Below are 23,112 nucleotides of genomic sequence, written 5' to 3' on the forward strand. Positions count from 1 at the left end.
TTGCCCTTACGTCGCGCGAAGGGGGCCCCATGGCGAAGCTGTTGATCTACTACGCTCATCCGGGCCAGCGCTTTTCCCGCGCGAACGCCGCGATGTGGGCGCGCGCGCAGACGGTAGAGGACGCGACCTGCGTCGATCTTTACGCCGAATACCCGCGCTTCGATATCGACGTGGACCGGGAACAGCAGCGGCTGCTGGATCACGACGTCATCGTGTTCCAGTTCCCGGTGTTCTGGTATTCCACCCCATCGCTTCTGAAAGAGTGGCAGGATCTGGTGCTGGAGCATGGCTTTGCCTACGGCCACGAGGGAACGCGTCTGGCGGGCAAGGCGATGCAGCTTGCCGTCACCACCGCCGGGCCCGAAACGGCCTATGCACCGGGCGGACACAACCGCTATCCGATCCGCGACTACCTGCGTCCGCTGGAGCAGACAGCGTTTCTGTGCAATATGACTTTTCTTGCACCGCTGGTATTGTTCGGCGCTCTGAAGGCCGAAAATAGCGGACAAATCGAACAAAACGCGGAAACCTACGGCTGGTTGCTGGACGGTCTGTCGAGCGGGCGCGTGCCGGTGGAGGAGGCCGCGCCGGACGCGGTGCTGACCCACGAGACGCTGCGGGAACGGGTCTGAGATGGATTTCCTGTCGCTCGCCTTCCTGTTCCTTGTTGCCGGCATGATCTCGGTGCCGCTGGCGTCGAAGTTCGGCCTTGGCTCGGTTCTGGGCTACCTGATCGCGGGGATCGCGCTAAGCCCGATCCTGAGCGCGTTCCGGGTCGACGTGGTCTCGCTTCAGCATTTCGCCGAGTTCGGCGTGGTGATGATGCTGTTTCTTGTCGGGCTCGAGCTGGAGCCAAAGATGCTGTGGCAGATGAAGGCGCGGCTTCTGGGGCTGGGCGGGCTGCAGGTGGGCGTGACAACGCTGGCGGTCATGGGCATCGCGATGGCGCTGGGGCTGGAATGGTCCATCGCGCTGGGCCTTGGCCTGATCTTCGCGCTGAGTTCCACCGCGATCGTGCTGCAGACGTTGGGCGAGAAGGGGCTGATGCGGTCGGACGGGGGGCAGGCGAGCTTTTCGGTGCTGCTGTTTCAGGACATCGCGGTGATCCCGATGCTGGCGCTGATCCCGCTGCTGGCGTCTCCGGCGCTGATGGACAGTTACGTGACGCCTCCCGAACCGGTGGAGACCCAGCTTGAAGCGCCGGAAATCCCGATGGAGGACGGCGCGCAGGCCGAGGACGGGCATGCGGCGGAAGACGGTCACGCGGGCGAGGATCACGCGGGCGAGGATCATGGCCCCGCCGCGCCCGGCTGGATCGACACCATCCCGGGCTGGAAGCGGGCGCTGCTGACGGTTGGGGCGATCGCGCTGGTGGTGGTCGGCGGCTCGTGGCTGACGCCGCGGCTGTTTCGCTACATCGCGCTTGCGCGGCTGCGCGAATTGTTCGTGGCGACGGCGCTGTGCATGGTGGTGGGCATCGCGCTGCTGATGAACCTTGTCGGCCTGTCGCCGGCCCTGGGGACGTTCCTTGCCGGCGTGGTGCTGGCCAACAGCGAATACCGGCACGAGCTGGAATCCGACGTCGATCCGTTCCGGGGCATGTTGCTGGGCCTGTTCTTCATGACGGTCGGCGCGGGGATCGATTTCGCCCTGCTGTGGGACAGGCTGTTCACCATCGTCGGGCTGACGGTCGGTCTGATCGCGCTGAAGGCGGTGATCCTGCTGGCGCTGTCCTATCCGTTCCGGGTGACCGGTCCGAACCGCTGGCTGTTCGCGCTGGGACTGGCGCAGGCGGGGGAGTTCGGCTTTGTGCTGCTGAGTTTCACCACCTCGGTGCAGGTGGTGCCGCAGGCCATCGCGGACGTGGCGTTGTTGGTGGTGGCGCTGTCGATGCTCCTGACCCCGGGGCTGTTCATCCTGTACGACCGGGTGATCGCGCCGCGGTTCTCGATCAGCGGCGAGCACGCAGCGGACGAGATCGACGAGGAAGCGCCGATCATCATCGCGGGCCACGGGCGCTGGGGCGGCATCGTGAACCGGCTTCTGCTGGGCGCGGGATACCGGACCGTGGTGCTGGACCACAGCTCGGCGCAACTGGATATGTTGAGGGCGTTCGGGTTCAAGGTGTTCTTCGGCGATGCCTCGCGGCCCGACCTGCTGGTGGCGGCGGGGATCGAGCGGGCGAAGATGCTGGTGGTGGCGATCGACGACCGCGATCAGGCGACCGAGATCGTGCGGCACGTGCGCAAGCATCACCCGCATGTCTACATCATCGCGCGGGCGCGGGACCGCAACCATGTCTACGAGTTGTGGGGCGCGGGCTGCCGCGACATCATCCGCGAGACCTTCGACAGCGGCGTGCGGGCCGGGCGGTCGGCGCTGGAGGCGCTGGGCGTCCACCCGTTCGACGCGGAGCGGATGGCGCGGGGCTTTGTCGACATCGACCGGCGCACGATGCGCGAACTGGCGAACCTGTACGACCCCGAGATACCGACCCACCAGAACAAGCCCTATATCGAGCGCTCGCGCGCGCTTCGGGCCGAGACAGAGGCCGCGATGACCGGCGGCGGCACGGCCTATGACGCACGGATAGAGCGGGGCTGGGCGCCGCCCGTCGGGCGCGACGAGCCCGAGGGCGATCCGGCGAAGGGGATCGAATAGACCGTGTGCCGCGCGGGCGGGTGATGGGGGCTCTGCTCCCCGTCGCACCAGAGGTGCGACTCCCCCGAGGTATTTGGAAAGAGAAGAAGCGCGAACGGTTGCGGGGGTTTGCCGCGTGCTTTGGCTTGGATTAGAAGGGCCGTCATGCCTCAGTCCTTTCCCACGCTTTCCGACTTCTACGGTCACGGCTTCGACACCCTGATCGACGTGCGTTCTCCTGCCGAGTTCGCCGAGGATCATGTGCCCGGCGCGATCTCGCTTCCGGCTTTGTCGAACGACGAGCGGGCCGAGGTGGGGACGATCTATGTGCAGGACAGCCCGTTCCGGGCGCGCAAGATCGGTGCGGCACTGGTGGCGCGCAACGTGGCCTCGCATCTGGAGGGGCCGCTGGCCGACAAGGACGGCGGCTGGCGGCCGCTGGTCTATTGCTGGCGCGGCGGGCAGCGGTCGGGATCGTTCGCGTCGATCCTGAGCCAGATCGGATGGCGGGCGCAGACGGTCGAAGGCGGTTACCGCAGCTATCGGCGGCTGGTGGCGGGGATGCTGCACGACACGCCGCTGCCGCACCGGCTGGTGCTGCTGGACGGGAACACCGGGACGGCGAAGACCGACCTGCTGCACCGGCTGGCGGCGCGGGGGGTGCAGGTGGTGGACCTAGAAGGTCTGGCGGCGCATCGCGGCTCGCTGTTTGGGGCGGTGGCGCGTCCGCAGCCGGCGCAAAAGGCTTTCGAGTCGCTGCTGGCCCATGCGTTCACCGGGCTCGACCCGGCGCGGCCGGTGGTGGTGGAGGCGGAATCGTCGAAGATCGGCGAGTTGCTGGTGCCGCCGTCGGTCTGGACCGCGATGCGGGGGGCGAAGCGCATCCGGGTGGCGGCGCCGCTGGACGCGCGGGCGCGGTATCTGGCGCGGGCTTATGCGGACCTGACCGCCGAGCCCGAGGCGCTGGCCGAGACGATCCGGCAGCTTGTGCCCTATCAGGGTCGCGAGCAGGTGGAGGCGTGGCTTCAGATGGCGGCGGAGGGAGCCTTCGCGCCGCTGGCGGGTGAGTTGATGCGGGTGCATTACGATCCGCGGTATTCCAAGTGGCGCGGCAAGCACGATCACGACGAACTGGCGGTGATCGAGGCACCGGACCTGGAGGATGCCGACCTCGACCGCGCGGCGGACCGGATCGCCGAGGTGGTCGGGCGCGTCTGACCTGTTTCAGGTGGCCGTGACGAAAGGCGATCCCGCGACCATGCGGCCAATGCGGACGGCGGGGACACCGGCGTCCTGAAGGCGGAACAGCACGCGCTCTGCCGTTTCTTCCGGCACCGCCGCCAGCAGGCCGCCCGCCGTCTGCGGGTCGAACAGCAGCTCGCCCTTCGCGCCCCACGGGACGGACACGCGGTCGGCCAGACTGCGGTTCTCGGGGTAGAGCGTCGAGCGGATGCCGGCTTCGGCCAGGTCCACCGCGCCGGGCAGGAACGGGACCGCGTCAAGCGCCAGTTCGGCGGCAAGGCCCGAGGCGTCGCAGATCGCCAGCAGGTGACCGGCCAGCCCGAAGCCGGTGACGTCGGTCATCGCGTTTGCGCCCGCCAGTTCCGCCGCGGCGCGGCCCTGCGGTTCGGTCATCTGCGCCAGCGCCGCCATCACCCAGCGGCCCTGTGCCTTGCGCTGCATCTCGCCCGCGAGGACGGTGCCGGAGCCGATGGGTTTGGTCAGGATCAGCACGTCTCCGGGCCGCGCCCCGGCCAAGGTGATCGGGTCCTGGTCGCACAGGCCGGTCACCGTGAACCCTACCGTCAGTTCGGTGCCAAGCGAGGTATGGCCGCCCACGATCTCGGCGCCCGCGTCGGTGAAGACGGCAGAGGCGGCGGCCATGATCTCGGCCAGCCAGTGTCCCTGCAGGGCGGGCGCCATCCGGGGCAGGATGATCTGCGCCAGTGCGGCCTGCGGTTTCGCGCCCATCGCCCAGGCATCGCCAAGTGCGTGGACGGCGGCGATCTTCGCCTGCAGGTACGGGTCCTCGGTGAAGGCGCGCAGGTGATCGGTGGTGATCACCTGCCGGGTGCCGCCGATGGCGAGGACGGCGGCGTCGTCGCCCGGCCGCGTCTCGACATCGGAGCGGCCGGCAGAGGGCAGCCCCGCCAGCACCCGGCCCAGCGTTGCGCCGCCGACCTTGGCGCCGCAGCCGCCACAGGCGGGCTTGTCGCCAAGCGCCTCGGTTACGCCGGCGGCATGCGCGCGGGGCAGGGGCGGCGGGGCCATCTCGGGCAGTTCGTGGAACTTGCGCATGAACTTGCGGTCGATGCGGTCCTTCCAGCGCCACAGCCAGCGTCCGCTGACCGAAAAGCCGTGCTTGTCCATCAGCGCAGAGCGTTCGCCCAGCGAGATGAGTTTCAGGTAGTCGCGCTGCGGGCGGTAGGTTTTGGCCGGGGGGTGCCCGGACAGCAGGGCTCGGAGGTTGCGGTAGAGAACCGGAGCCTCGCGCACGGCGAAGACACCGGCCTTGGGACGCGGGTCGTGGGACAGGTGGGCGCAGTCTCCGGTCGCGAAGACGCCGGGGGTGTTCACCGATTGCAGGTCGGGACCGACGGTCACGTAGCCGTCGGTGAGGTCCAGCCCGGTCTCGGCAAGCCACGGCTGCGGCCTTGCACCGGCGGCGCCGATGGTCAGGTGCGCGGGCAGGTCTGTGCCGCAGGCGAGCGTGACGGACCGGTCACTTACGCTTGCGACATCGGCCCCCTCGCGGCTGTCGACGCCGAGCGCGGCGAGGCGGGCCATCAGCGTGGCGCGGGCGCGGTCGCCGACGCCGGGCAGCAGGCGGTCGCGTTCCAGCAGGGTGACCCGGGGCGTCTGCCCCGACGCCTTCAGCGCATGGGCCATCGCCATCGCCAGTTCCACACCGCCGACGCCGCCGCCGATGACCGCGACCGGGCCGCCGCCCTGTGCGAGGAAGTCGCGCCAGCGGGCGGCGTAGGGGCCAAGCGGTTTGGCCGAGACGCCATGTTCCGCGAAGCCCGAAAGCGTGACCGGGGCCGAGGAGATACCGATGTCGATGCCTGCCGCATCATAGGGGATCGGCGGGCGTCCGGAGACGTGGATCAGGCGCGCGTCGCGGTCGATGCCCGTCGCGCGGCCAAGGATCAGCCGGGCGCCGGCGAAGCGGGCGAGCTTGACGAGGTCGATCTCCAACTCGTCCAGCGCGTAGTGCCCGGCGACATGGCCCGGCAGCATCCCGGTGTAGGGCGCAGACGGGTTCGGGTCGATCACCGTCACGCGCACCCCCGGCAAGGGGTTCATCCCCCACATCCGCAACACCAGCGCATGGGCATGGCCGCCGCCGATCAGGACAAGCTCTTGGGTCAGGGGCAGGGGGGCAGGCTGCATCGCGGTCTCCTTCGGAGCGCGACGCTAGCGCAGGCGGACGGGCTTGGCGATGCGGCAAGCTGTGGAAAGGGGACCTCTCAGTCCACCGGCAACCCGCTTGGCACCGCGTCGGGGCGGCCCATGGGGCGCTCTGCGGCGGTGCGGCCCGTGAGGCATTCGAGGAAGGCCACCAGTTCGCCGATCTCGGTATCGGTCAGCGGCGGCAGGTCGACCTCGACCCGGGCCAGCATGCGGGCGTCTTCCAGCGTGTCCTCGCGCATCACGAAATCGGCGGTCGACAGCCACGGCACGTCCGGCAGGCCCGCCATCTCGGGCGTCCACGCGGCAAGGCTGGCGGCGGGGTCGACATGGTGGCGGATCATCGCTTCGAGCGTCGGCATCGAACCGTTGTGACCATAGGGCGCGGTGAGGGCCACGTTCCGCAGCGACGGCGTGCGGAAGCGGTAGGCGTCGGCAAGGTCGTCGGTCTTCAGCATCCGCCCGATGTCGCGCGGCACCGGGTCCCACGGCCGGGTTTTGCCGGGGCCGAAATGGGGTAGGGCCAGCGCGTGGAACTGCTGGTCGGTGAACAGCGGGCCCGAGTGGCAGGTGGAACACTGGGCCGCGCCGAAGAACAGCTCCATCCCCCGCATCTCGGGGGCGTCCAGCGCGGTGTCGTCCCCTGCGACATAGGCGTCGAAGTCGCTGTCGTGGCTTTGCCATTCCTGCGCCTCGAAGGCGCCGATGGCGTTGGCGATCTCGACGATGGTGATGTCTTCCGGGCCGTTCACGTGATCGTAGGCTGCGCTGAACATCCGGACATAGGCCGGGATTTCGCGGATGCGGGCGGCGATGATCGGCCAGCCGCCGTCCAGACGGGGAACCACGGCGTCGGCAATCTCGTTCTCGCCCGGGTTGCCGGCCATTTCGTCGTGGCTGGTGATCGGGAACAGCGCCTGCACCGCAAGGATCGAGGTCAGGCCCTTGGGCAGCCAGTCCTCGGCCGGAGAGTCGAAGCCGTTGCCCCAGCGGTCGCCCAGTTGCAGGCGGCCGTCATGGAACACCGACGAGATGCCCTTGTGCCCGAGGTTCCAGATCGGCGGCGCGCTGCGGGGGATGCGGGCGTGGATGCGCATCTCTTCATAGCCGGGAGAGCGGTCGCGGCCGATGCCCTCGCCACCCTCGCCAATGCCCAGCGACAGGCCGTCCGCACCGTTCAGATCGTGGTGGTGGCAGGTGCCGCAGCTGATGTTGCGGTTGCCGGACAGAACCTTGTCGTAGAACAGCAGACGACCGATGGCGGCAAGCTCGGGGTCGGACTGGATATAGTCGGCGTCGTCGATCGGGGCGGGCAGTTCAAAGGCCGCGGCGGGCAGCGCGACAGCCGGGACGAACAGGACGGTGTGCAGGAACTTGCGGAACATGGCTTGGTCTTCTCTTGGAACTACAGGGAAGGCGGGGAGGGGCGCGCCATGACGCGCCGAGCGTCCCCGGGGCCGGGTGCGCTGTCGGTCGCTGGCGGCGCGTGCGTGTGATCTCGCATGCCGGGCCCTGATCAAATGGTTCTGCGGTCCAAGGGGTGTCGGACCGGCAATCAACAATGGTTCTTCAATCGATATTCAGTTTGGATGGCCGCCTTACGCGAAGTCAAGCAAAGGTCCGGCCCCGGCTTGCACAGACGGAACATGGCGGCGAAAAAAGTTGTTCGGCGTGGGCGGGACGGCGTCGCCGGTGCGTGAAAACGCCGGGCTCGGACCGGTCCTTGGAAACGAAAACGGCGGACCGAATGGCCCGCCGTCTGCAATCTTCATGTCACCGCGGATCAGCGGTTTTCGACATCCACGTAGTCGCGGAAGGTCGCGCCGGTGTACAGCTGGCGCGGGCGGCCGATCTTGTGCGCCGGATCCGACAGCTGTTCCTTCCACTGCGAGATCCAGCCCACGGTCCGCGCCAGCGCGAAGATCGGGGTGAACATCGAGGTCGGGAAGCCCATCGCGTCCAGGATGATGCCCGAGTAGAAGTCGACGTTCGGGTACAGCTTCTTGTCCTTGAAGTACGGATCTTCCAGCGCGACGCGCTCCAGTTCCTTGGCGGTCTGCAGGGTCGGGTTGTTCTCGACGCCCAGCAGGTCCAGCACTTCGTCTGCGGACTGCTTCATCACCTTCGCGCGCGGGTCGAAGTTCTTGTAGACCCGGTGCCCGAAGCCCATCAGGCGGAACGGATCGTTCTTGTCCTTCGCCTTTTCGATGTACTCGGGGATGCGGTCCGGGGTGCCGATCTCGCGCAGCATCTCGAGGCAGGCCTGGTTGGCGCCGCCGTGAGCGGGACCCCAGAGACAGGCGATGCCGGCGGCGATACAGGCGAAGGGGTTGGCGCCCGAGGACGAGGCCAGACGCACGGTCGAGGTCGAGGCGTTCTGCTCGTGGTCGGCGTGCAGGGTGAAGATCCGGTCCATCGCGCGGCTCAGGATCGGGTTCACCTCGTATTCCTCGGCCGGGACCGAGAAGCACATGCGCAGGAAGTTCGACGCATAGTCGAGGTCGTTGCGCGGGTAAACGAAGGGCTGGCCGATGTGGTACTTGTAGGCCCAAGCCGCGATCGTCGGCATCTTGGCGATCAGGCGGATCGAGGCGACCTCGCGCTGCCACGGATCGCTGATGTCGGTGGAGTCGTGGTAGAAGGCCGACATCGCGCCGACCACGCCGACCATGATGGCCATCGGGTGCGCGTCGCGGCGGAAGCCGCGGTAGAAGTAGGTCATCTGCTCGTGCAGCATCGTGTGGTTGGTCACACGGCTTTCGAAGTCTTCCAGTTGCTCGGCGGTGGGCAGCTCACCGTAAAGCAGCAGATAGCAGACTTCGAGGAAGTGCGATTTCTCGGCCAGCTGGTCGATCGGGTAGCCCCGGTGCAGCAGCTCGCCCTTTTCGCCGTCGATGAAGGTGATGGTCGAGGCGCACGAGGCGGTCGAGGTAAAGCCGGGGTCGAATGTGAACACGTCGCCTTGGGCGTAAAGTTTGCCGATGTCGATGACATCCGGACCGGCGGTCGGCGAGTGCATCGGCAGCTCGAGTTCCTTGCCGTCGAATTTCAGCGTCGCCGTCTTGTTGCTGTCTGCCATCTCATCCCTCTCTGAAAGGTCCGCCCCGGACGGGGCAACTCTGTGCAGGCACGGCGTCTGCCGTGCCCGGATCAAGCGGTTACATCGCCCAGGCGCGCAAGCGTTTCGTCGCGGCCCAAAACCAGCATCATGTCAAAAACGCTGGGAGACACCGAACGCCCGGCCAAGGCTGCCCTCAACGGCTGCGCCACCTTGCCAAGCTTGGTGTCATTCGCCTCGGCCACGTGCGTCACGACCTCTTCCAGCGCGTCGCGGTTCCAGCTAGCATTTTGCAACTGCGGCGTCAATTGAGCCAGTATACCACGGGATACATCGTCCAGCGCCTTGGCCGATTTTTCGTCGATTTCCAGCGGACGGTCGGCCAGAACGAAGTAAGCTTTCTCAAGGAGTTGCGGGAAGGTCTTCGCGCGATCTTTCAGGCAGAACATCGCGTCGCGAAGCGCCTGTTCCTTTGCGTCGTCCAGCGCGGGTTCTTTTGCAGCCGCGAGGTAAGCCTGGATCTCGGGAACCAGCGCGTCATCGTCGGCCACGGCGATGTGCTGACCGGAGAGATGTTCGAGTTTCTTCATGTCGAAGCGGGCCGCCGATTTGCCGATTCCATCGAGATCGAACCACTCTTTTGCCTGCGCATCGGTGAAGAATTCGTCATCGCCATGGGACCAGCCCAGGCGGGCAAGGTAGTTGCGCATCGCGGCGGCGGGAAAACCCATCGCCTGATACTCCTCGACCCCCAGCGCGCCGTGGCGTTTCGACAGCTTCTTGCCGTCGGGACCGTGGATCAGCGGGATGTGCGCCCAGACCGGAACGTCCCAGCCCATCGCGTCGTAAACCAGCATCTGCCGCGCGGCGTTGTTCAGGTGGTCGTCGCCCCGGATAGCGTGGGTGACGCCCATGTCGTGATCGTCGACCACCACGGCCAGCATGTAGGTCGGCGAGCCGTCCGACCGCAGCAGGATCATGTCGTCCAACTGGTCGTTCTTCACGGTCACGTCGCCCTGCACCCGGTCACGGATCACGGTGGCGCCGTCCAGCGGCGCCTTCACGCGGATCACGTAAGGCAGGTCGGGATGGGTCGACGGGTCGGCGTCGCGCCACGGCGAGCGAAACAGGGTCGACTTGCCTTCGGCCTTGGCCGCCTCGCGGAACGCGGCGATTTCCTCCTGCGTCGAGAAGCACTTGTAGGCCGTGCCCTCGGACAGCATCTGGTTCGCGACCTCGGCGTGACGGTCGGCGCGTTCGAACTGGCTGACGGCGTCGCCGTCCCAGTCGAGCCCCAGCCACTTCATGCCGCGATAGATCGCCTCGGTCGCCTCGGGGGTCGAGCGGGCGCGGTCGGTATCCTCGATCCGCAGCAGGAACTTGCCGCCGCGACCGCGCGCATACAGCCAGTTGAACAGCGCCGTCCGGGCGGTGCCGATGTGCATGTAACCGGTGGGAGACGGGGCGATCCGGGTGACGACGGGGGCGTCGGTCATGGGTGTCGTTTACCTTTTGGAAAGGGTGCGGAACTAGGCTTGCCAGCGGTCTAGTCAATCGGGGTCAGGAGGACAAGAGTGGCGCCCCTTCGCTGGATCGCGGACGTGGTCGAGGCTCAGCGCGGGCACCTGTTTCCCTGGGTTCCGGTGTGTTTCGCCCTTGGCATCGCGTTGTATTTCCGGCTGCCGGCAGAGCCCGCTTTGCCTGCGCTGATCGGCTGTGGCGCGGGTGTCCTGCTCGCCGCTGTGGCGGGCTGGTGGCTGGGCCCGCGCGCGGCCCCGTTGCTGCTGTGCGGGGCGCTGGTTCTGGCCGGGATCTGCGTCGCGTCGGTCCGGGCGCATATGGTCGCGGGGCCGGTGCTGGGCGTTCGTTATTACGGCCCGGTGGAAGGTCGGATCGTGGTCATCGACCGCTCTGCTTCGGACGCGGTGCGGCTGACGCTGGACCGGGTGGTTCTGGAACGCACCTCCCCGGACCGCACGCCCCTGCGGGTGCGGGTCTCGCTGCATGGCGATCAGGGCTGGATCGACCCGGTACCTGGCATGCGCATCATGATGACCGCCCACCTGTCACCGCCCTCTGGCCCGACCGAGCCGGGGGGCTTCGATTTTCAGCGGATGGCATGGTTCGACCGGCTGGGCGCGGTGGGCTACACGCGCACGCCGGTCCTTGGCGTGGCCCCCGCGCAAGACGGCGCGGCGGGGCTGTGGGTCCACCGGTTGCGGATGGCGATCTCGCGCGCGGTGCAGTCCGCCTTGCCGGGAGAGGCGGGGGCCTTCGCCGCCGCGATCACCACCGGCGACCGGTCGGGAATGGGGCAGGACACGCTAGAGGCGCTGAGAGGGTCCAACCTCGCGCACTTGCTGGCGATTTCAGGGCTGCACATGGGGCTGCTGACCGGCTTTGTCTTCGCCGCCTTGCGGCTGGCGATGGTGCTGGTGCCCTACGTCGCGCTGCACTGGCCGGTAAAGAAGCTCGCGGCGGCGGGCGCGCTGGCAGCGGGCGTGTTCTATTACCTGCTGTCGGGTGGCAACGTCGCGACCGAGCGGGCGCTGATCATGATCTCGGCAATGCTGGTGGCGGTGATGCTGGATCGCCGGGCGATCACGCTGCGGGCGGTGGCGATCGCGGCGATGGTGGTCCTATGCCTGCGCCCCGAAACGCTGCTGGAGCCGGGGTTCCAGATGTCCTTCGCGGCGACCACGGCGCTGGTCGCGGTGTTCGGCGCGCTGCGCGACCTGAAACGCTGGAAACCGCCACGGTGGGCGCGGCCGGTGGTGGCGGTGGTGATCTCGTCCGCCGTCGCGGGGCTGGCGACCGCGCCGGTCGCGGCGGCGCATTTCAACCGCGTGTCGGACTACGGGCTGATCGCCAACCTGCTGGCGGTGCCTGTGATGGGCACGCTGGTGATGCCGATGGCGGTGCTGGCGGCGGTGCTGTGGCCGCTGGGGCTGGCGCCAGTGGCGCTGACCCTGATGCGGCCGGGGCTGGACTGGATCTTGTCGGTGGCGCACCGGGTGGCCGACCTGCCGGGCGCGACGACGCCGGTGGTCGCGCCGGGGCCATGGGTGCTGCCGGTGCTGGCGCTGGGGGCGCTGTGGCTGATCCTGTGGCAGGGGCGGGCAAGGCTTGCGGGGCTGGCGCCGATGGCGGCGGCCTTCGTGCTGTGGTCGCAGGCACAGCGTCCGCCATTGCTGATCTCGGACACCGGCGGGCTTGTGGGCGTGATGACCGACACCGGCCGCGCGCTGTCGAAACCCCGGGGCGAAGGCTTCGTCGCCCTGAGCTGGCTGGAGAATGACGGCGACGCGGCAGAACAGGCGGACGCCTTCGCGCGGCCCGCGATACAAGCGGGGCTGTTCGACCTTGACGGGCAAAGCGTGCTGCATGTCACCGGGCGCGACGCCGCCTTGCGCGCGGCCGAGGGGTGCCGCACCGCGTCACTGGTGATCGTGCCGGCGGATGCGGCGGGCACGGGCCCCTGCGTCATGATCAACGAAAAAAGGCTCCGGGAAACCGGAGCCCTTGCCGTCTACCCCGAGGCCGGGGTGCTGCGGCTGGTGGGCGCGCGGGATGGCGCGCGCCGCCTGTGGTCTCAGTAGGTGCGGATCAGCCCGACAAGGCGGCCCTGCACCTTCACCTGATCCTCGCGGAAGACGCGGGTCTCGTAGGCGGGGTTCGCGGCTTCCAGCGCGACGGCGGCGCCCTTGCGGCGGAACCGCTTCAGCGTGGCTTCATGCCCCTCGACCAAAGCCACGACGATGTCACCGTTGTCGGCGGCGTCGGTCTCGCGGATGACCACGATATCGCCGTCGTTGATGCCGACGTCGATCATCGAATCCCCTTTGACTTCAAGCGCATAGTGATGCGCCGGGCCGGTGATCATGCCGCCGGGGACGGACACGTTGTGCTCGACATGCGATATCGCCTCGATCGGGACACCGGCGGCGATCCGGCCCATCAGCGGCACGTCGAACGCGCCGCCGCTTTCCACCTGCATCGACGCGGCGGGCGGCTCGGACCGGCTGCCTTCGATCACGCGGGGGGTGAACCCGCTTTTCTCCAGCGCTTCGGGCAGTTTCACGATCTCGATGGCGCGGGCGCGGTGGGCAAGGCGGCGGATGAAGCCACGCTCTTCCAGCGCGGTGATCAGCCGGTGGATGCCGGATTTCGAGCGCAGGTCCAGCGCGTCCTTCATTTCGTCGAAGGAGGGCGGCACGCCGTCACGCTGCATGCGGCGGTTTATGAACTCCAGAAGTTCCAGCTGCTTCTTGGTCAGCATCTCTTCACCCCGTGTCTCGTCACGCGCCGGCGCGGGCTGCGCCGGGTCGTGTGTTCGTTAAATGTTCTACGCGCGTTCCCGCTATGTGTCAACGATATTGCGAATCACCCAAGGGGACGAATCAGAGGGGGATGTAATCGACCATCTCGCCCGCGCGGCGCGGGGCGTCGTGCGGCGGGCGCACCAGCAGCGCGTCGGCCAAGGCAAGCACGGTCAGCAGCGAGCTGTCCTGCCGGTCGTAGGGCGCGATGCCCGTGTCGCTGAGTTTCGCACGCATGTAGTGCTCGCGCGGGCCGTTCTGGCCGATGTCGGCATCCAGCGGCCGTTGCTGGCGCGGGGCAGGGCCTTCGCCAAGACCCAGCATCGCGCGGATGACGGGCAGGATGAAGATCTGGCCGCAGACCATCGAGGACACCGGGTTGCCGGGCAGGCCGATCAGCGTCGCATCGCCCATGCGCCCCGCCATCAGCGGTTTGCCGGGCCGCATCGCCACCTTGTAGAAGCTGCGGTTCAGTCCCATTTCCTCGGCCGCCGGGGCAACAAGGTCGTGGTCGCCCACCGACGCGCCGCCGATCGTGACGATCAGGTCCGCGCCCTTTGCCAGCGTGAAGGCGGTGCGCAGCGAGGGCAGGTTGTCCCGCGCGATGGGCAGCAACCGCGCCTCGGCGCCGGCGGCTTCCAGCATGGCTTTCAGGCCAAAGGAGTTCGACGCGATGATCTGGTCGCGCGATGGAGTCTCGCCGGGCATCACCAGTTCGTCGCCGGTGGCGATCAGCGCGGCGACCGGGCGGCGGCTGACGGGCACCTCGGCGATGTTCATCGCGGCCAGCAGCGCCACGTCCTGCGGGCCAAGGCGGCGAGCCGCCTGCACCACCGACCCGGCGCGAAAGTCGCCACCCGCGGGACGGACGTAGCCTTGCGGGTCGATGTTGTCCTGCAGGGTGATGGTGTCGCCGTCACGGGCGGTGTCTTCCTGGATCACCACGCGGTCGGCGCCTTCGGGCACCGGTGCGCCGGTGAAGATCCGCACCGCCTCGCCGGGGCCGACGCTGCCGTCATAGCCGTGACCCGCGGCGGATTCTCCGACGATCCGGAAGGCCGCGCCGGGGCGCACCTCGGAGTTCCGCACCGCGTAGCCGTCCATGGCCGAGGCCGGGAAGGGGGGCTGGTCGCGCAGCGCGGTCACGGCCTGCGCCAGAACCCGTCCCGCGGCACGGTCAAGCGGCACGGTCTCGGTCCCGACGGGCGAGACCAGCGCGAAGAGTTCGGCCAGCGCCTCGTCGACGGTGATCATGGGGCCTCGTAACGTCCCGATTTGCCGCCCTCTTTCAGCAGCAGGCGGATGTCCGAGATCACCATGTCCTTCTGCGCCGCCTTCACCATGTCGTAGACGGTCAGGCACGCGGTGCTGACGGCGGTCAGCGCCTCCATCTCGACGCCGGTCTGGCCGGTGGTCTTGACGGTGGCCTGCACGCGCAGGCCGGGCAGCGTGTCGTCGGGCGTGATGTCGACGGCGACCTTGGTGACGGGCAGCGGGTGGCACAGCGGGATCAGGTCAGAGGTGCGCTTGGCCCCCATGATCCCCGCCAGCCGGGCCACGCCCGCAACGTCGCCCTTCTTGGCGCGGCCTTCGGTGATCAGGGCCAGCGTCTCGGGCGACATGATCACGCAGCCTTCGGCCACGGCAGTGCGCGAGGTGACGGCCTTGTCGGACACGTCCACCATATGCGCGTCGCCCTTGGCGTCGAAATGGGTCAGTTCGGCCATCAGGCGGGCACCGGATCGGCCAGCAGCGTCTTGGTGGCGGCGGTCACGTCGTCCTGCCGCATCAGGCTTTCGCCGATCAGGAACGCCCGCGCACCGTACTGCGCCATGTCGGCAAGGTCGGCGGGAACGAACAGCCCCGACTCCGAGATCAGGAACCGGTCGTCGGGCACCCGCCTGGACAGCTCCCGCGTGGTGTCCAGAGTGGTCTCGAAGGTCTTGAGGTTGCGGTTGTTGATGCCCAGCAGCGGTGATTTCAGCGCCAGCGCACGGTCGAGTTCCGCGCCGTCGTGAACCTCGATCAGCACGTCCATGCCCCAGCCGAAGGCAGCGTCTTCAAGCTCGGCGGCCTGCGCGTCGGAGACGCTGGCCATGATGATCAGGATGCAGTCGGCGTGCAGCGCGCGGGCCTCGGCCACCTGGTAGGTGTCGTAGAGGAAATCCTTGCGCAGCGCCGGCAGCGACACGGCGGACCGCGCGGCGGTCAGGAATTCGTCGGCGCCCTGAAAGCTGGGACCGTCTGTCAGCACCGACAGGCAAGTCGCGCCGCCGGCTTCGTAGGCGCGGGCCAGCGCGGGCGGATCGAAATCGGGGCGGATCAGGCCTTTCGACGGGCTGGCCTTCTTGATCTCGGCGATCAGGCCATAGCCGGTTTCTGCCGCCTCGCGCAGCCGCGCGCCGAAGCCGCGCACGGGGGGCGCGGCGCGGGCCGCGTCCTCGACATCCGCCAGCGGGCGGGCGGCCTTGCAGGCCGCGACATGCTCTAGCTTGTAGGCCTTGATCCGGTCCAGAACGTTGCCGCTCATGCTGCCTCCGTCGTGGCTTTCGCCAGCGCTTCCACTTTCGCGCGGGCGGCACCGCTGTCGATGCTTTCCGCTGCCATTTCAGTGCCTTCCTTCAGGTCGCCCGCCTTCTCGGCCATCAGCAAAGCGGCGGCCGAGTTCAGCAGCACCGCGTCACGGTAGGCCGATTTCGCGCCGCCCAGCAATTCGCGGAAGGCGGCGGCGTTCTCGGCGGGCGTGCCGCCGATGATCTCTTCGAAGGCATGCACGGGCAGGCCCGCGTCCTCGGGCGAAACCTCGAACTCGGTCACTTCGCCGTCCTTCAGCGCAGCGACCCACGAGACGCCGGCAATCGACAGTTCGTCGGTGCCGTCCGAGCCGTGGACCAGCCACGCGGCGTCAGAGCCCAGCGTCTTCAGCGTCTCGGCCATCGGGCGGATGATCTGGCGCGAGAACGCGCCGGTCAGCTGCCGCTTTACCCCGGCGGGGTTGGTCAGCGGGCCAAGGATGTTGAAGATCGTCCGCGTTCCCAGTTCGGCGCGGGTGGGGCCGACATGGGCCATCGCCGGATGGTGCATCGGCGCCATCATGAAGGCGATGCCTGTCTCGGCCATCGCCTTTTCCACGGCCTCGGCGGGAAGCATCACCTGCACGCCCATCTGGCTGAGCGCGTCGGCAGAGCCGGACTTGGACGACAGGTTGCGGTTGCCGTGCTTGGCGACCGGAACGCCTGCGCCGGCCACCACGAAGGCGGTTGCGGTCGAGATGTTCAGCGTGCCCTTGCCGTCGCCGCCGGTGCCGACGATGTCGATGGCGCCCTCGGGCGCTTTCACCTTGTGGCACTTGGCGCGCATCACGGCGGCGGCGGCGGCGAATTCCTCGACCGTCTCGCCCCGCGTGCGCAGCGCCATCAGCAGCCCGCCGATCTGGCTGGGCGTGGCCTCGCCCGCGAACAGGATCTGGAACGCCGTCTCGGCCTCGTCACGGGTCAGCGGACGCTCGGCGGCAGCGCCGATCAGCGGTTTCAGCGCGTCGCTCATGCCGCCACCGGCACGCGGTTCAGGAAGTTCTGCATCAGCTTGTGGCCGTGTTCCGTGGCAATCGATTCCGGGTGGAACTGGACGCCCTCGATCGGCAGCTCGCGGTGGCGCAGGCCCATGATCACGCCGTCTTCCAGCCACGCGGTGACCTCCAGCTCGGCGGGCAGGCTTTCGGGCTCGACCACCAGCGAATGATACCGCGTCGCCTTGAAGGGCGAGGGGATGCCCTCGAACACGCCGGTGTCGTTGTGCAGCACCGTGCCCATCTTGCCGTGTACGATCTCGTGGCAGCGCACCACCTTGCCGCCGAAGACCTGACCGATGGTCTGGTGGCCAAGGCAGACGCCCATCAGCGGGGTCTTCGTCTCGGCGGCGGCGGCGGTCAGCGCTAGGCAGATACCGGCGTCGTCCGGCGTGGCGGGGCCGGGGGACAGCAGGATGCCGTCGGGCCTCATCGCCATCGCGTCCTGCACGTTCAGGGCGTCGTTGCGGCGCACGACCACGTCGGCGCCAAGTTCGCCCAGATAGTGCGCGAGGTTGTAGGTGAAACTGTCGTAGTTATCGATCAGCAGGATCATGCGCGGCCCGGCCTGTTGCGGCTTCCGTTAGGGGGTGCCCCCGGTTTTTCATCGCGCTATACATGTTCAGAGGCCGGGCCGAGGGTCAAGGTGCCCGGCGCAATAACAATGAGGCGCAAGGGGGCTAGGGCACGTGCGTGGATTTCTGACGGGCGCTGTCGTGGGAGCCGTGGTGTCGGGCGCGGGGCTCGCAACTGCATCCTATTTCGGAAGCATGGTGACGCTGGGCGATCCGGCGCCGTCGACCGGTGCGGTCGAGCTTCCTGCGGACAGCGAATTCAACCGCCCGCCGCCGGACGCCGAGCCGGTGCTGCCAGAGGCGGACGCGCCGCCCGAGATCACTGAGACGCCGGAAGTCAGCGCGCCCGAGGTCAGCGAGGCGCCAGCGCCCGAAACGGCTCCCGCCGCGCCGCCAGAGGTGGACAGCGCCCCGACACCGGACATCGCCGCGCCCGAGGAACCCGCAACGACGGTCGACGCGCCAGAGATGCCCGAGGCCGAGGAAACGGTGATGCCCGCGCCCGAGGCCGAAAGGCCCGCAGAGCCCGAGGCCGACGCGCCACCTGCGCCCGAGATGCCCGCCGCGCCGGTCGCGGACACGCCGCCCGCGCCCGAGACGCCGGCGGAAGAGGTCGCCACCGCGCCCGAGCCGCTGGGCGACGCGCCCGCCGAAGTCACGGCGGATGCGCCAGAAGCGCCCGCCGCGCCGTCCGAGGATGGGTCCGCCGATGCACCCGAGATGGCGGAAGAGATGCCGGTGGAAGAAGCCGAAACGCCGCTGATCGCCGAGCCGGAAGCCGCGCCCGCCGCGCCCACGCCCAGCGTGCCGCCGGTGGTGGCAGATGTACCGGAACCGCCCGCCGCGCCGGAAGAGGACTCGCCCGGCGAGGCGCCCGCCGTGGCAGAGGCCGCACCGGAAGCGGCGGACACGCCCGCCATCGCCGAACCGGACGCTGCGCCCGATGTCCCCGCCGGGCTGGAAGCGCCCGAGGTCACCGACGCGCCCGACGCATTGGAGACGCCCGCTGACGACACCTCGGACGGCAGCGTTGACGTTGCCGCCGCCGAGCAGGCCCCGGCACCCGAACCCACGCCGCCCGCGATCGTCGAGCCAGAGGCCGCGCCCGAAGCGCCGGAGGTCGCCGACACTCCCGCCGAGCCGCCCGCACCGCCGGTCGAGGCCGAGGACGCGCCGCCGGTGTTCGGCAACCTCGCCCCCGGCGTGACCACCGACCGCCTGCCGCGCATCGGCGCGGGTGCGCCCGAACCCGAGCCGGAACAGCCCGAGGCCGAAGCGCTTCCGGCGCTGGAGGCCTATGCGGTTCCGTTCGAGACCGCGCCGGGCAACCCGCTGATGTCGCTTGTCCTTCTCGATCCCGGCCCGTCGCGGCCCGACCCGGCGGGCCTTGCCGGTCTGCCGGTGCCTCTGACCGTGGTGGTCGATCCGATGCAGCCGGGCGCGACCGAGGCGATGCGGGCCTACCGTGCCGCCGGGGTAGAGGTCGCCGTGCTGGCGCCGCTGCCCGAAGGCGCGGCACCGGCGGATGTCGAGGTGGCGTTTCAAGAGTATCTCGACACCGTGCCGCAATCGGTCGCTGTGATGGACACGCCCGAGGCGCGGATGCAGGAAAACCGCCCGCGCGCCGCGCAGGTGGCCGAGATCGCCGCCGCGACGGGACGCGGGATCATCACCTATGAACGCGGGCTGAACTCGGCGTTGCAGGTGGCCGACACGATGGACGTACCCGCGCTTGCGGTGTTCCGGTCGTTCGACGATGGCACCGAAAGCATCGCCGCGATGAAGCGGGTGCTGGATGTCGGCGCGTTCCGGGCCGGGCAGCAGGGCAGCGTCCTGCTGGTCGGTCACATGCGCGCGGACACCATTGCCGCCATTACCGAATGGGCGCTGGGTCAGCGGGCGACCAGCGTGACGCTGGCCCCGGCCTCGGCGCTGCTGAAGGCGCAGTAAGCCCTAGCGGTTGCCCTTGCCCGCGAAGCGCCCGGCGTCCTGCGCCGCGGCGCGGATCGCCTTGGACTTGTTGACGGTTTCCTGAAACTCGGCCTCGGGGTCGCTGTCATAGACCACGCCGCCGCCCGCCTGAATGTACAGGTCGGTGCCCTTCAGCACGGCGGTCCGCAGCGCGATGCACATATCCATGTCGCCGCCCGCGCTGAAATAGCCCACGCCGCCGCCGTAGACGCCGCGCTTTTCGGGCTCCAGCTCGTCGATGATCTCCATCGCGCGGACCTTCGGCGCGCCGGACACGGTGCCGGCAGGCAGACCCGCAAGCAGGGCGGACAGGGCGTCGTGTTCGTCGGACAACTCGCCCACCACGTTCGACACGATGTGCATCACGTGGCTGTAGCGTTCGACGATGAACTTCTCGGTCGGGCGCACGGTGCCGATCTTCGCGACCCGGCCCACGTCGTTGCGGCCAAGGTCCAGCAGCATCAGGTGCTCGGCGCATTCCTTCTCGTCGCCCATCAGGTCGGCCTCGTAGGCGCGGTCCTCGTCCGGCGTGGCGCCACGGGGGCGGGTGCCGGCGATGGGGCGGATCGTGACCTCGTTGTCGAACACGCGGACAAGGATCTCGGGGCTGGCGCCGATGACCTGAAAGCCGCCGAAGTTGAAGAAGAACATGAACGGCGACGGGTTGGTGCGGCGCAGCGAGCGGTACAGCGCGAAGGGGGGCAGGGTGAATTCCTGCCGCCACCGCTGCGAGGGCACCACCTGAAAGATGTCGCCGGCGCGGATGTATTCCTTGGCCTTCTCGACCGCCTGAAGATAGGCGTCATGGCTGAAGTTCGACGTCATCTCGCCGATCTGCGCGGCCTCGCCCAGATCGCGGCTGGTGTCGGCGGGCACGCGTTCGAGGTCGCGCACCGCGTCCATCACCCGTTCTGCGGCCTGCGCATAGGCGGCTTTCGCCGACAGGCCAGACGTCGCCCATGCCGGGGACACGACCGTCACCTCGCCCTTCACGCCGTCCAGCACCGCGATCACCGAGGGACGCATCATCACCGCATCGGGCAGCGCCAGTGGGTCGGGGTTGATGTCGGGCAGGTGCTCGACCAGCCGGATCATGTCATAGCCAAGATAGCCGAACAGCCCGGCGCTTGCGGCGGGCAGGTCGTCGGGCAGGGCGATGCGGCTTTCCGCGATCAGCGACCGCAGCGTGTCCAGCGGATGCCCGTCCAGCGGCTCGAACGCTTCGGCGTCGAAGCGGGCCGAGCGGTTCAGCTCTGACGTCTCGCCGTTGCAGCGCCAGACGAGGTCCGGCTTCATCCCGATGATCGAGTAGCGCCCGCGAACCTCGCCGCCGGTCACCGATTCCAGCATGAAGCTGTCCTTGCGGGCTTCGGTAAGCTTCAGCATCAGCGACACGGGCGTGTCCAGATCCGCCGCGAGACGGGCGTAGACGACCTGATTTTCGCCCTTGTCGTATCCGTTGGCAAAGGCCTCGAAGGCGGGAGTAAGCTGGGCCATCTGGTCCTACGGGAACTGCGCGTGGACGGCGTTGATGGCCGCCTGATTAAGAGAGATGCCCGCTTCGGACTGCACCGTGGCGGCGTAGGCGCCAAGGATGTCCTGACCAAGCGCCGCCGCAAGCTGGTCGCGAAGCTGGGTGGCTTCGTCGGCGTAGGCGGGGTCGGTCAGGTCGGGTTCGTTGATCGCGTCGAGGCGGACGAGATAGGCCGCGTTGGTGCCTTCGATCACCTGCGTCTCGCCGGGCTCCATGCCGAAGATCGTGACGATGAAATCGGTGGGCGTGTCGGGGATGAAGCCGTCACGGCCGATGCCGGTCTCGGTGACATAGTCGATGCCGGCGGGCTCTTCGGCTGCGGGTTCCTCGATTTCCTCGACCACTTCCTCGGCCACAACGTCCGGGGTTTCTGCGTCCGGGGTTTCCTCGGAGGCTTCCTCGGTAGCGGGCTCTTCCGGCGCTGCGTCCTCTTCCGGCGCTTCCGCGACGGGCTCTTCCTCGGTAGCGGGCTCGTCCTCGACGACCGGCTCTTCTGCCGGAGCCTCTTCGACAGCGGCGTCCATGCCTGCCTCGGCCAGCGCGCGGGCCTGTTCCGCCAAAGCGGCGACGGTCTGCTCGCGGCGCCATTCCGCCTCGACGCTGTCGCGCGCGTCCTCGAAGGGTTCGACGCGGGGCTCGATCACCTCGTTCACGCGCAGCGCGAACAGCGCGCCGTCGGTGGTTTCGATCACCTCGGGGAAGTCACCGACTTCCGCATCCAGCGCGGCCTGACGGAACTCGGGGTAGGCGGCGACGCCGTCGGTCGCGCCCTCGGTCCAGTCGATCTGGCCGGTTTCCATCTCGGTCTCTTCGCCGACCTCTTCCAGCGTCGCACCGCCCGCAAGCAGGTCGTCGATGCTGTCGATCATGTCGCCGATGGCGCGGCGGGCGGCATCGGTGCGGTACTCGACCAGCAGTTGCTCGCGCGCGTCCTCGAACGGCGTTTCCTGCGCTTCCAGCACCGCGTTCATGCGGAACAGCGCCGGGCCGAGATCGGTGTCGACCGGGCCGACGACGCCGGGTTCTTCCAGCGCAAACACCGCTTCACCGGCGGCGCCGAGATCGTCTTCGGTCACGTCGCCAAGATCGACGTCGACCAGATCAAGCCCGCGCTCTTCGACGAGGTCCTCGAACGTGGTCTCGCCCGCGGCAAGCGCGTCGGCGGCGGACTGGGCGGCGGCGGGGTCGGTGTAGATCAGGCGTTCCACCAGACGGCGCTCGGGCTGCGAAAACTCGTCGATGCGCTCGTCGTAGAGGCGCTGCAACGCTTCGTCGTCACCTTCGATGGTGCCGGCGATCATCTCGGGGGTGATCAGCGCATAGGTGATGTCGCGGGTCTCGGGCAGCATGAAGCTGTCAGAGTTCTCTTCCCAGTAGGTGCGCAGTTCGTCCTCGGACGGGTCGGCGATCGGCGCGTCGAGATCCGCGTCGGTCAGAACGGCCCACGTGAAGTCGCGGGTTTCCTCGGCATAGGTCAGCAGCGCGTTCACATAGGTGTCGGGCATCGCGGTGGCGCCCGAGACGGATTCTTGAAGCAGGGTGCGGGCGAGGTCCAGGCGCAGGCCTTCCTCGAACTCGGTTTCGGTCATGCCGGCGTTTTGCAGGGCAAAGCGATAGCCCTCGCGGTCGAACTGGCCGTCGACGCCCTGGAAGGCGGTGATGTTCAGGACCTGCTCGCCCACGCGTTCATCGCCAACGGACAGGCCGATGCGTTCGGCCTCGTTCTCAAGCGCGGTGGTGGACAGGATGCGTTGCAGCACGGCCTGGTCGATGCCGAACATCTGCGCCTGCTGCAGGGTGAGGTTGGTGCCGAACTGCTGCGACAGACGCGCGAGTTCGTTCTGAAGCTCGCGGGCGTAACGGTCGACCGTGATCTCGCGATTGCCGACAGAGCCGACCGAGTTGACCGAGCCGCCGAAGTTGGTGGCGCCGAAACCGGCAAGCCCCACGATCAGCAGAAGCAGGATCACCCAGACCACTGCGTTGTACGCGGATTTCTTCTTAGCCATCGACCGGTGTCCCCTGGTTCCCTCTCA

General features: G+C 68.4%; 17 protein-coding genes. 5 read left to right on the forward strand and 12 right to left on the reverse strand.

Annotated elements, in window-relative coordinates:
- Positions 1-29 precede the first annotated feature (29 nt).
- The 3 genes from ACP156_RS03775 to mnmH all read left to right on the forward strand — a co-directional run bounded on the left by ACP156_RS03775 (position 30) and on the right by mnmH (position 3,858).
- A complete protein-coding gene (locus tag ACP156_RS03775; RefSeq protein ID WP_425049958.1) occupies positions 30-632 on the forward strand; it encodes an NAD(P)H-dependent oxidoreductase in 603 nt (200 codons plus the stop codon).
- Between the two features lies 1 nt (position 633).
- Positions 634-2,661 carry a cation:proton antiporter gene (locus ACP156_RS03780; protein ID WP_425049959.1) on the forward strand — a complete coding sequence of 676 codons (2,028 nt, stop codon included), beginning with the start codon at positions 634-636 and terminating at the stop codon, positions 2,659-2,661.
- 144 nt (positions 2,662-2,805) lie between these two features.
- The gene (gene mnmH / locus ACP156_RS03785) at positions 2,806-3,858 is read left to right on the forward strand and encodes a tRNA 2-selenouridine(34) synthase MnmH (protein ID WP_425049960.1); all 1,053 of its coding nucleotides are present in this window, start codon (positions 2,806-2,808) and stop codon (positions 3,856-3,858) included.
- A gap of 6 nt (positions 3,859-3,864) precedes the next feature.
- Here mnmH and selD read toward each other — a convergent pair whose 3' ends face one another.
- From selD to gltX, 4 genes are all read right to left on the reverse strand, one after another.
- Positions 3,865-6,033, reverse strand: a complete 2,169-nt coding sequence (selD, locus tag ACP156_RS03790; RefSeq protein WP_425049961.1) for a selenide, water dikinase SelD — start codon at positions 6,031-6,033, stop codon at positions 3,865-3,867.
- A gap of 77 nt (positions 6,034-6,110) precedes the next feature.
- On the reverse strand, positions 6,111-7,436 hold the full coding sequence (locus ACP156_RS03795; RefSeq protein ID WP_425049962.1) for a cytochrome-c peroxidase: 1,326 nt from the start codon (positions 7,434-7,436) through the stop codon (positions 6,111-6,113).
- 398 nt (positions 7,437-7,834) lie between these two features.
- Positions 7,835-9,130 (reverse strand): citrate synthase, encoded by a 1,296-nt coding sequence (gene gltA, locus ACP156_RS03800; protein WP_425049963.1) that lies wholly within the window; start codon positions 9,128-9,130, stop codon positions 7,835-7,837.
- A 71-nt stretch (positions 9,131-9,201) separates the two neighbouring features.
- Entirely contained in the window at positions 9,202-10,605 is a 1,404-nt protein-coding gene (gltX, locus tag ACP156_RS03805; protein WP_425049964.1) for a glutamate--tRNA ligase, read from the reverse strand.
- Positions 10,606-10,683: 78 nt separating this feature from the next.
- On the opposite strand from gltX, the gene ACP156_RS03810 reads away from it, so the two are divergent.
- The gene (locus ACP156_RS03810; RefSeq protein WP_425049965.1) at positions 10,684-12,708 is read left to right on the forward strand and encodes a ComEC/Rec2 family competence protein; all 2,025 of its coding nucleotides are present in this window, start codon (positions 10,684-10,686) and stop codon (positions 12,706-12,708) included.
- Here ACP156_RS03810 and lexA read toward each other — a convergent pair.
- From lexA to ACP156_RS03840, 6 genes are all read right to left on the reverse strand, one after another.
- Entirely contained in the window at positions 12,702-13,388 is a 687-nt protein-coding gene (gene lexA, locus ACP156_RS03815) for a transcriptional repressor LexA (RefSeq protein WP_425049966.1), read from the reverse strand. The genes ACP156_RS03810 and lexA overlap by 7 nt on opposite strands.
- 121 nt (positions 13,389-13,509) lie before the next feature.
- On the reverse strand, positions 13,510-14,682 hold the full coding sequence (gene glp, locus ACP156_RS03820; RefSeq protein WP_425049967.1) for a gephyrin-like molybdotransferase Glp: 1,173 nt from the start codon (positions 14,680-14,682) through the stop codon (positions 13,510-13,512).
- Positions 14,679-15,155: a cyclic pyranopterin monophosphate synthase MoaC gene (moaC, locus tag ACP156_RS03825; protein WP_425049968.1), complete on the reverse strand. Its 477-nt coding sequence runs from the start codon at positions 15,153-15,155 to the stop codon at positions 14,679-14,681. The genes glp and moaC overlap by 4 nt, the downstream gene beginning before the upstream one ends.
- Positions 15,155-15,958: an indole-3-glycerol phosphate synthase TrpC gene (gene trpC, locus ACP156_RS03830; protein ID WP_425049970.1), complete on the reverse strand. Its 804-nt coding sequence runs from the start codon at positions 15,956-15,958 to the stop codon at positions 15,155-15,157. Before trpC ends, moaC begins: the two co-directional genes overlap by 1 nt.
- Positions 15,955-16,974: an anthranilate phosphoribosyltransferase gene (trpD, locus tag ACP156_RS03835; protein WP_425049972.1), complete on the reverse strand. Its 1,020-nt coding sequence runs from the start codon at positions 16,972-16,974 to the stop codon at positions 15,955-15,957. The genes trpC and trpD overlap by 4 nt, the downstream gene beginning before the upstream one ends.
- Complete coding sequence (locus ACP156_RS03840) at positions 16,971-17,552, reverse strand: anthranilate synthase component II (RefSeq protein ID WP_425049973.1); 582 nt, start codon at positions 17,550-17,552, stop codon at positions 16,971-16,973. Before ACP156_RS03840 ends, trpD begins: the two co-directional genes overlap by 4 nt.
- A gap of 133 nt (positions 17,553-17,685) precedes the next feature.
- Between ACP156_RS03840 and ACP156_RS03845 the strand changes: the two genes are divergently transcribed.
- Positions 17,686-19,521, forward strand: a complete 1,836-nt coding sequence (locus ACP156_RS03845) for a divergent polysaccharide deacetylase family protein (protein ID WP_425049974.1) — start codon at positions 17,686-17,688, stop codon at positions 19,519-19,521.
- Positions 19,522-19,524: 3 nt separating this feature from the next.
- On the opposite strand, the gene trpE is transcribed toward ACP156_RS03845, so the two are convergent.
- Both trpE and ACP156_RS03855 read right to left on the reverse strand, forming a co-directional pair.
- The gene (gene trpE, locus ACP156_RS03850) at positions 19,525-21,039 is read right to left on the reverse strand and encodes an anthranilate synthase component I (RefSeq protein WP_425049975.1); all 1,515 of its coding nucleotides are present in this window, start codon (positions 21,037-21,039) and stop codon (positions 19,525-19,527) included.
- A 6-nt stretch (positions 21,040-21,045) separates the two neighbouring features.
- On the reverse strand, positions 21,046-23,085 hold the full coding sequence (locus tag ACP156_RS03855; RefSeq protein ID WP_425049976.1) for a SurA N-terminal domain-containing protein: 2,040 nt from the start codon (positions 23,083-23,085) through the stop codon (positions 21,046-21,048).
- Between the last annotated feature and the right edge of the window lie 27 nt (positions 23,086-23,112).

It is taken from the genome of Psychromarinibacter sp. S121, from assembly GCF_049801035.1.
In the GTDB taxonomy this organism is placed as follows: Bacteria; Pseudomonadota; Alphaproteobacteria; order Rhodobacterales; family Rhodobacteraceae; genus Psychromarinibacter.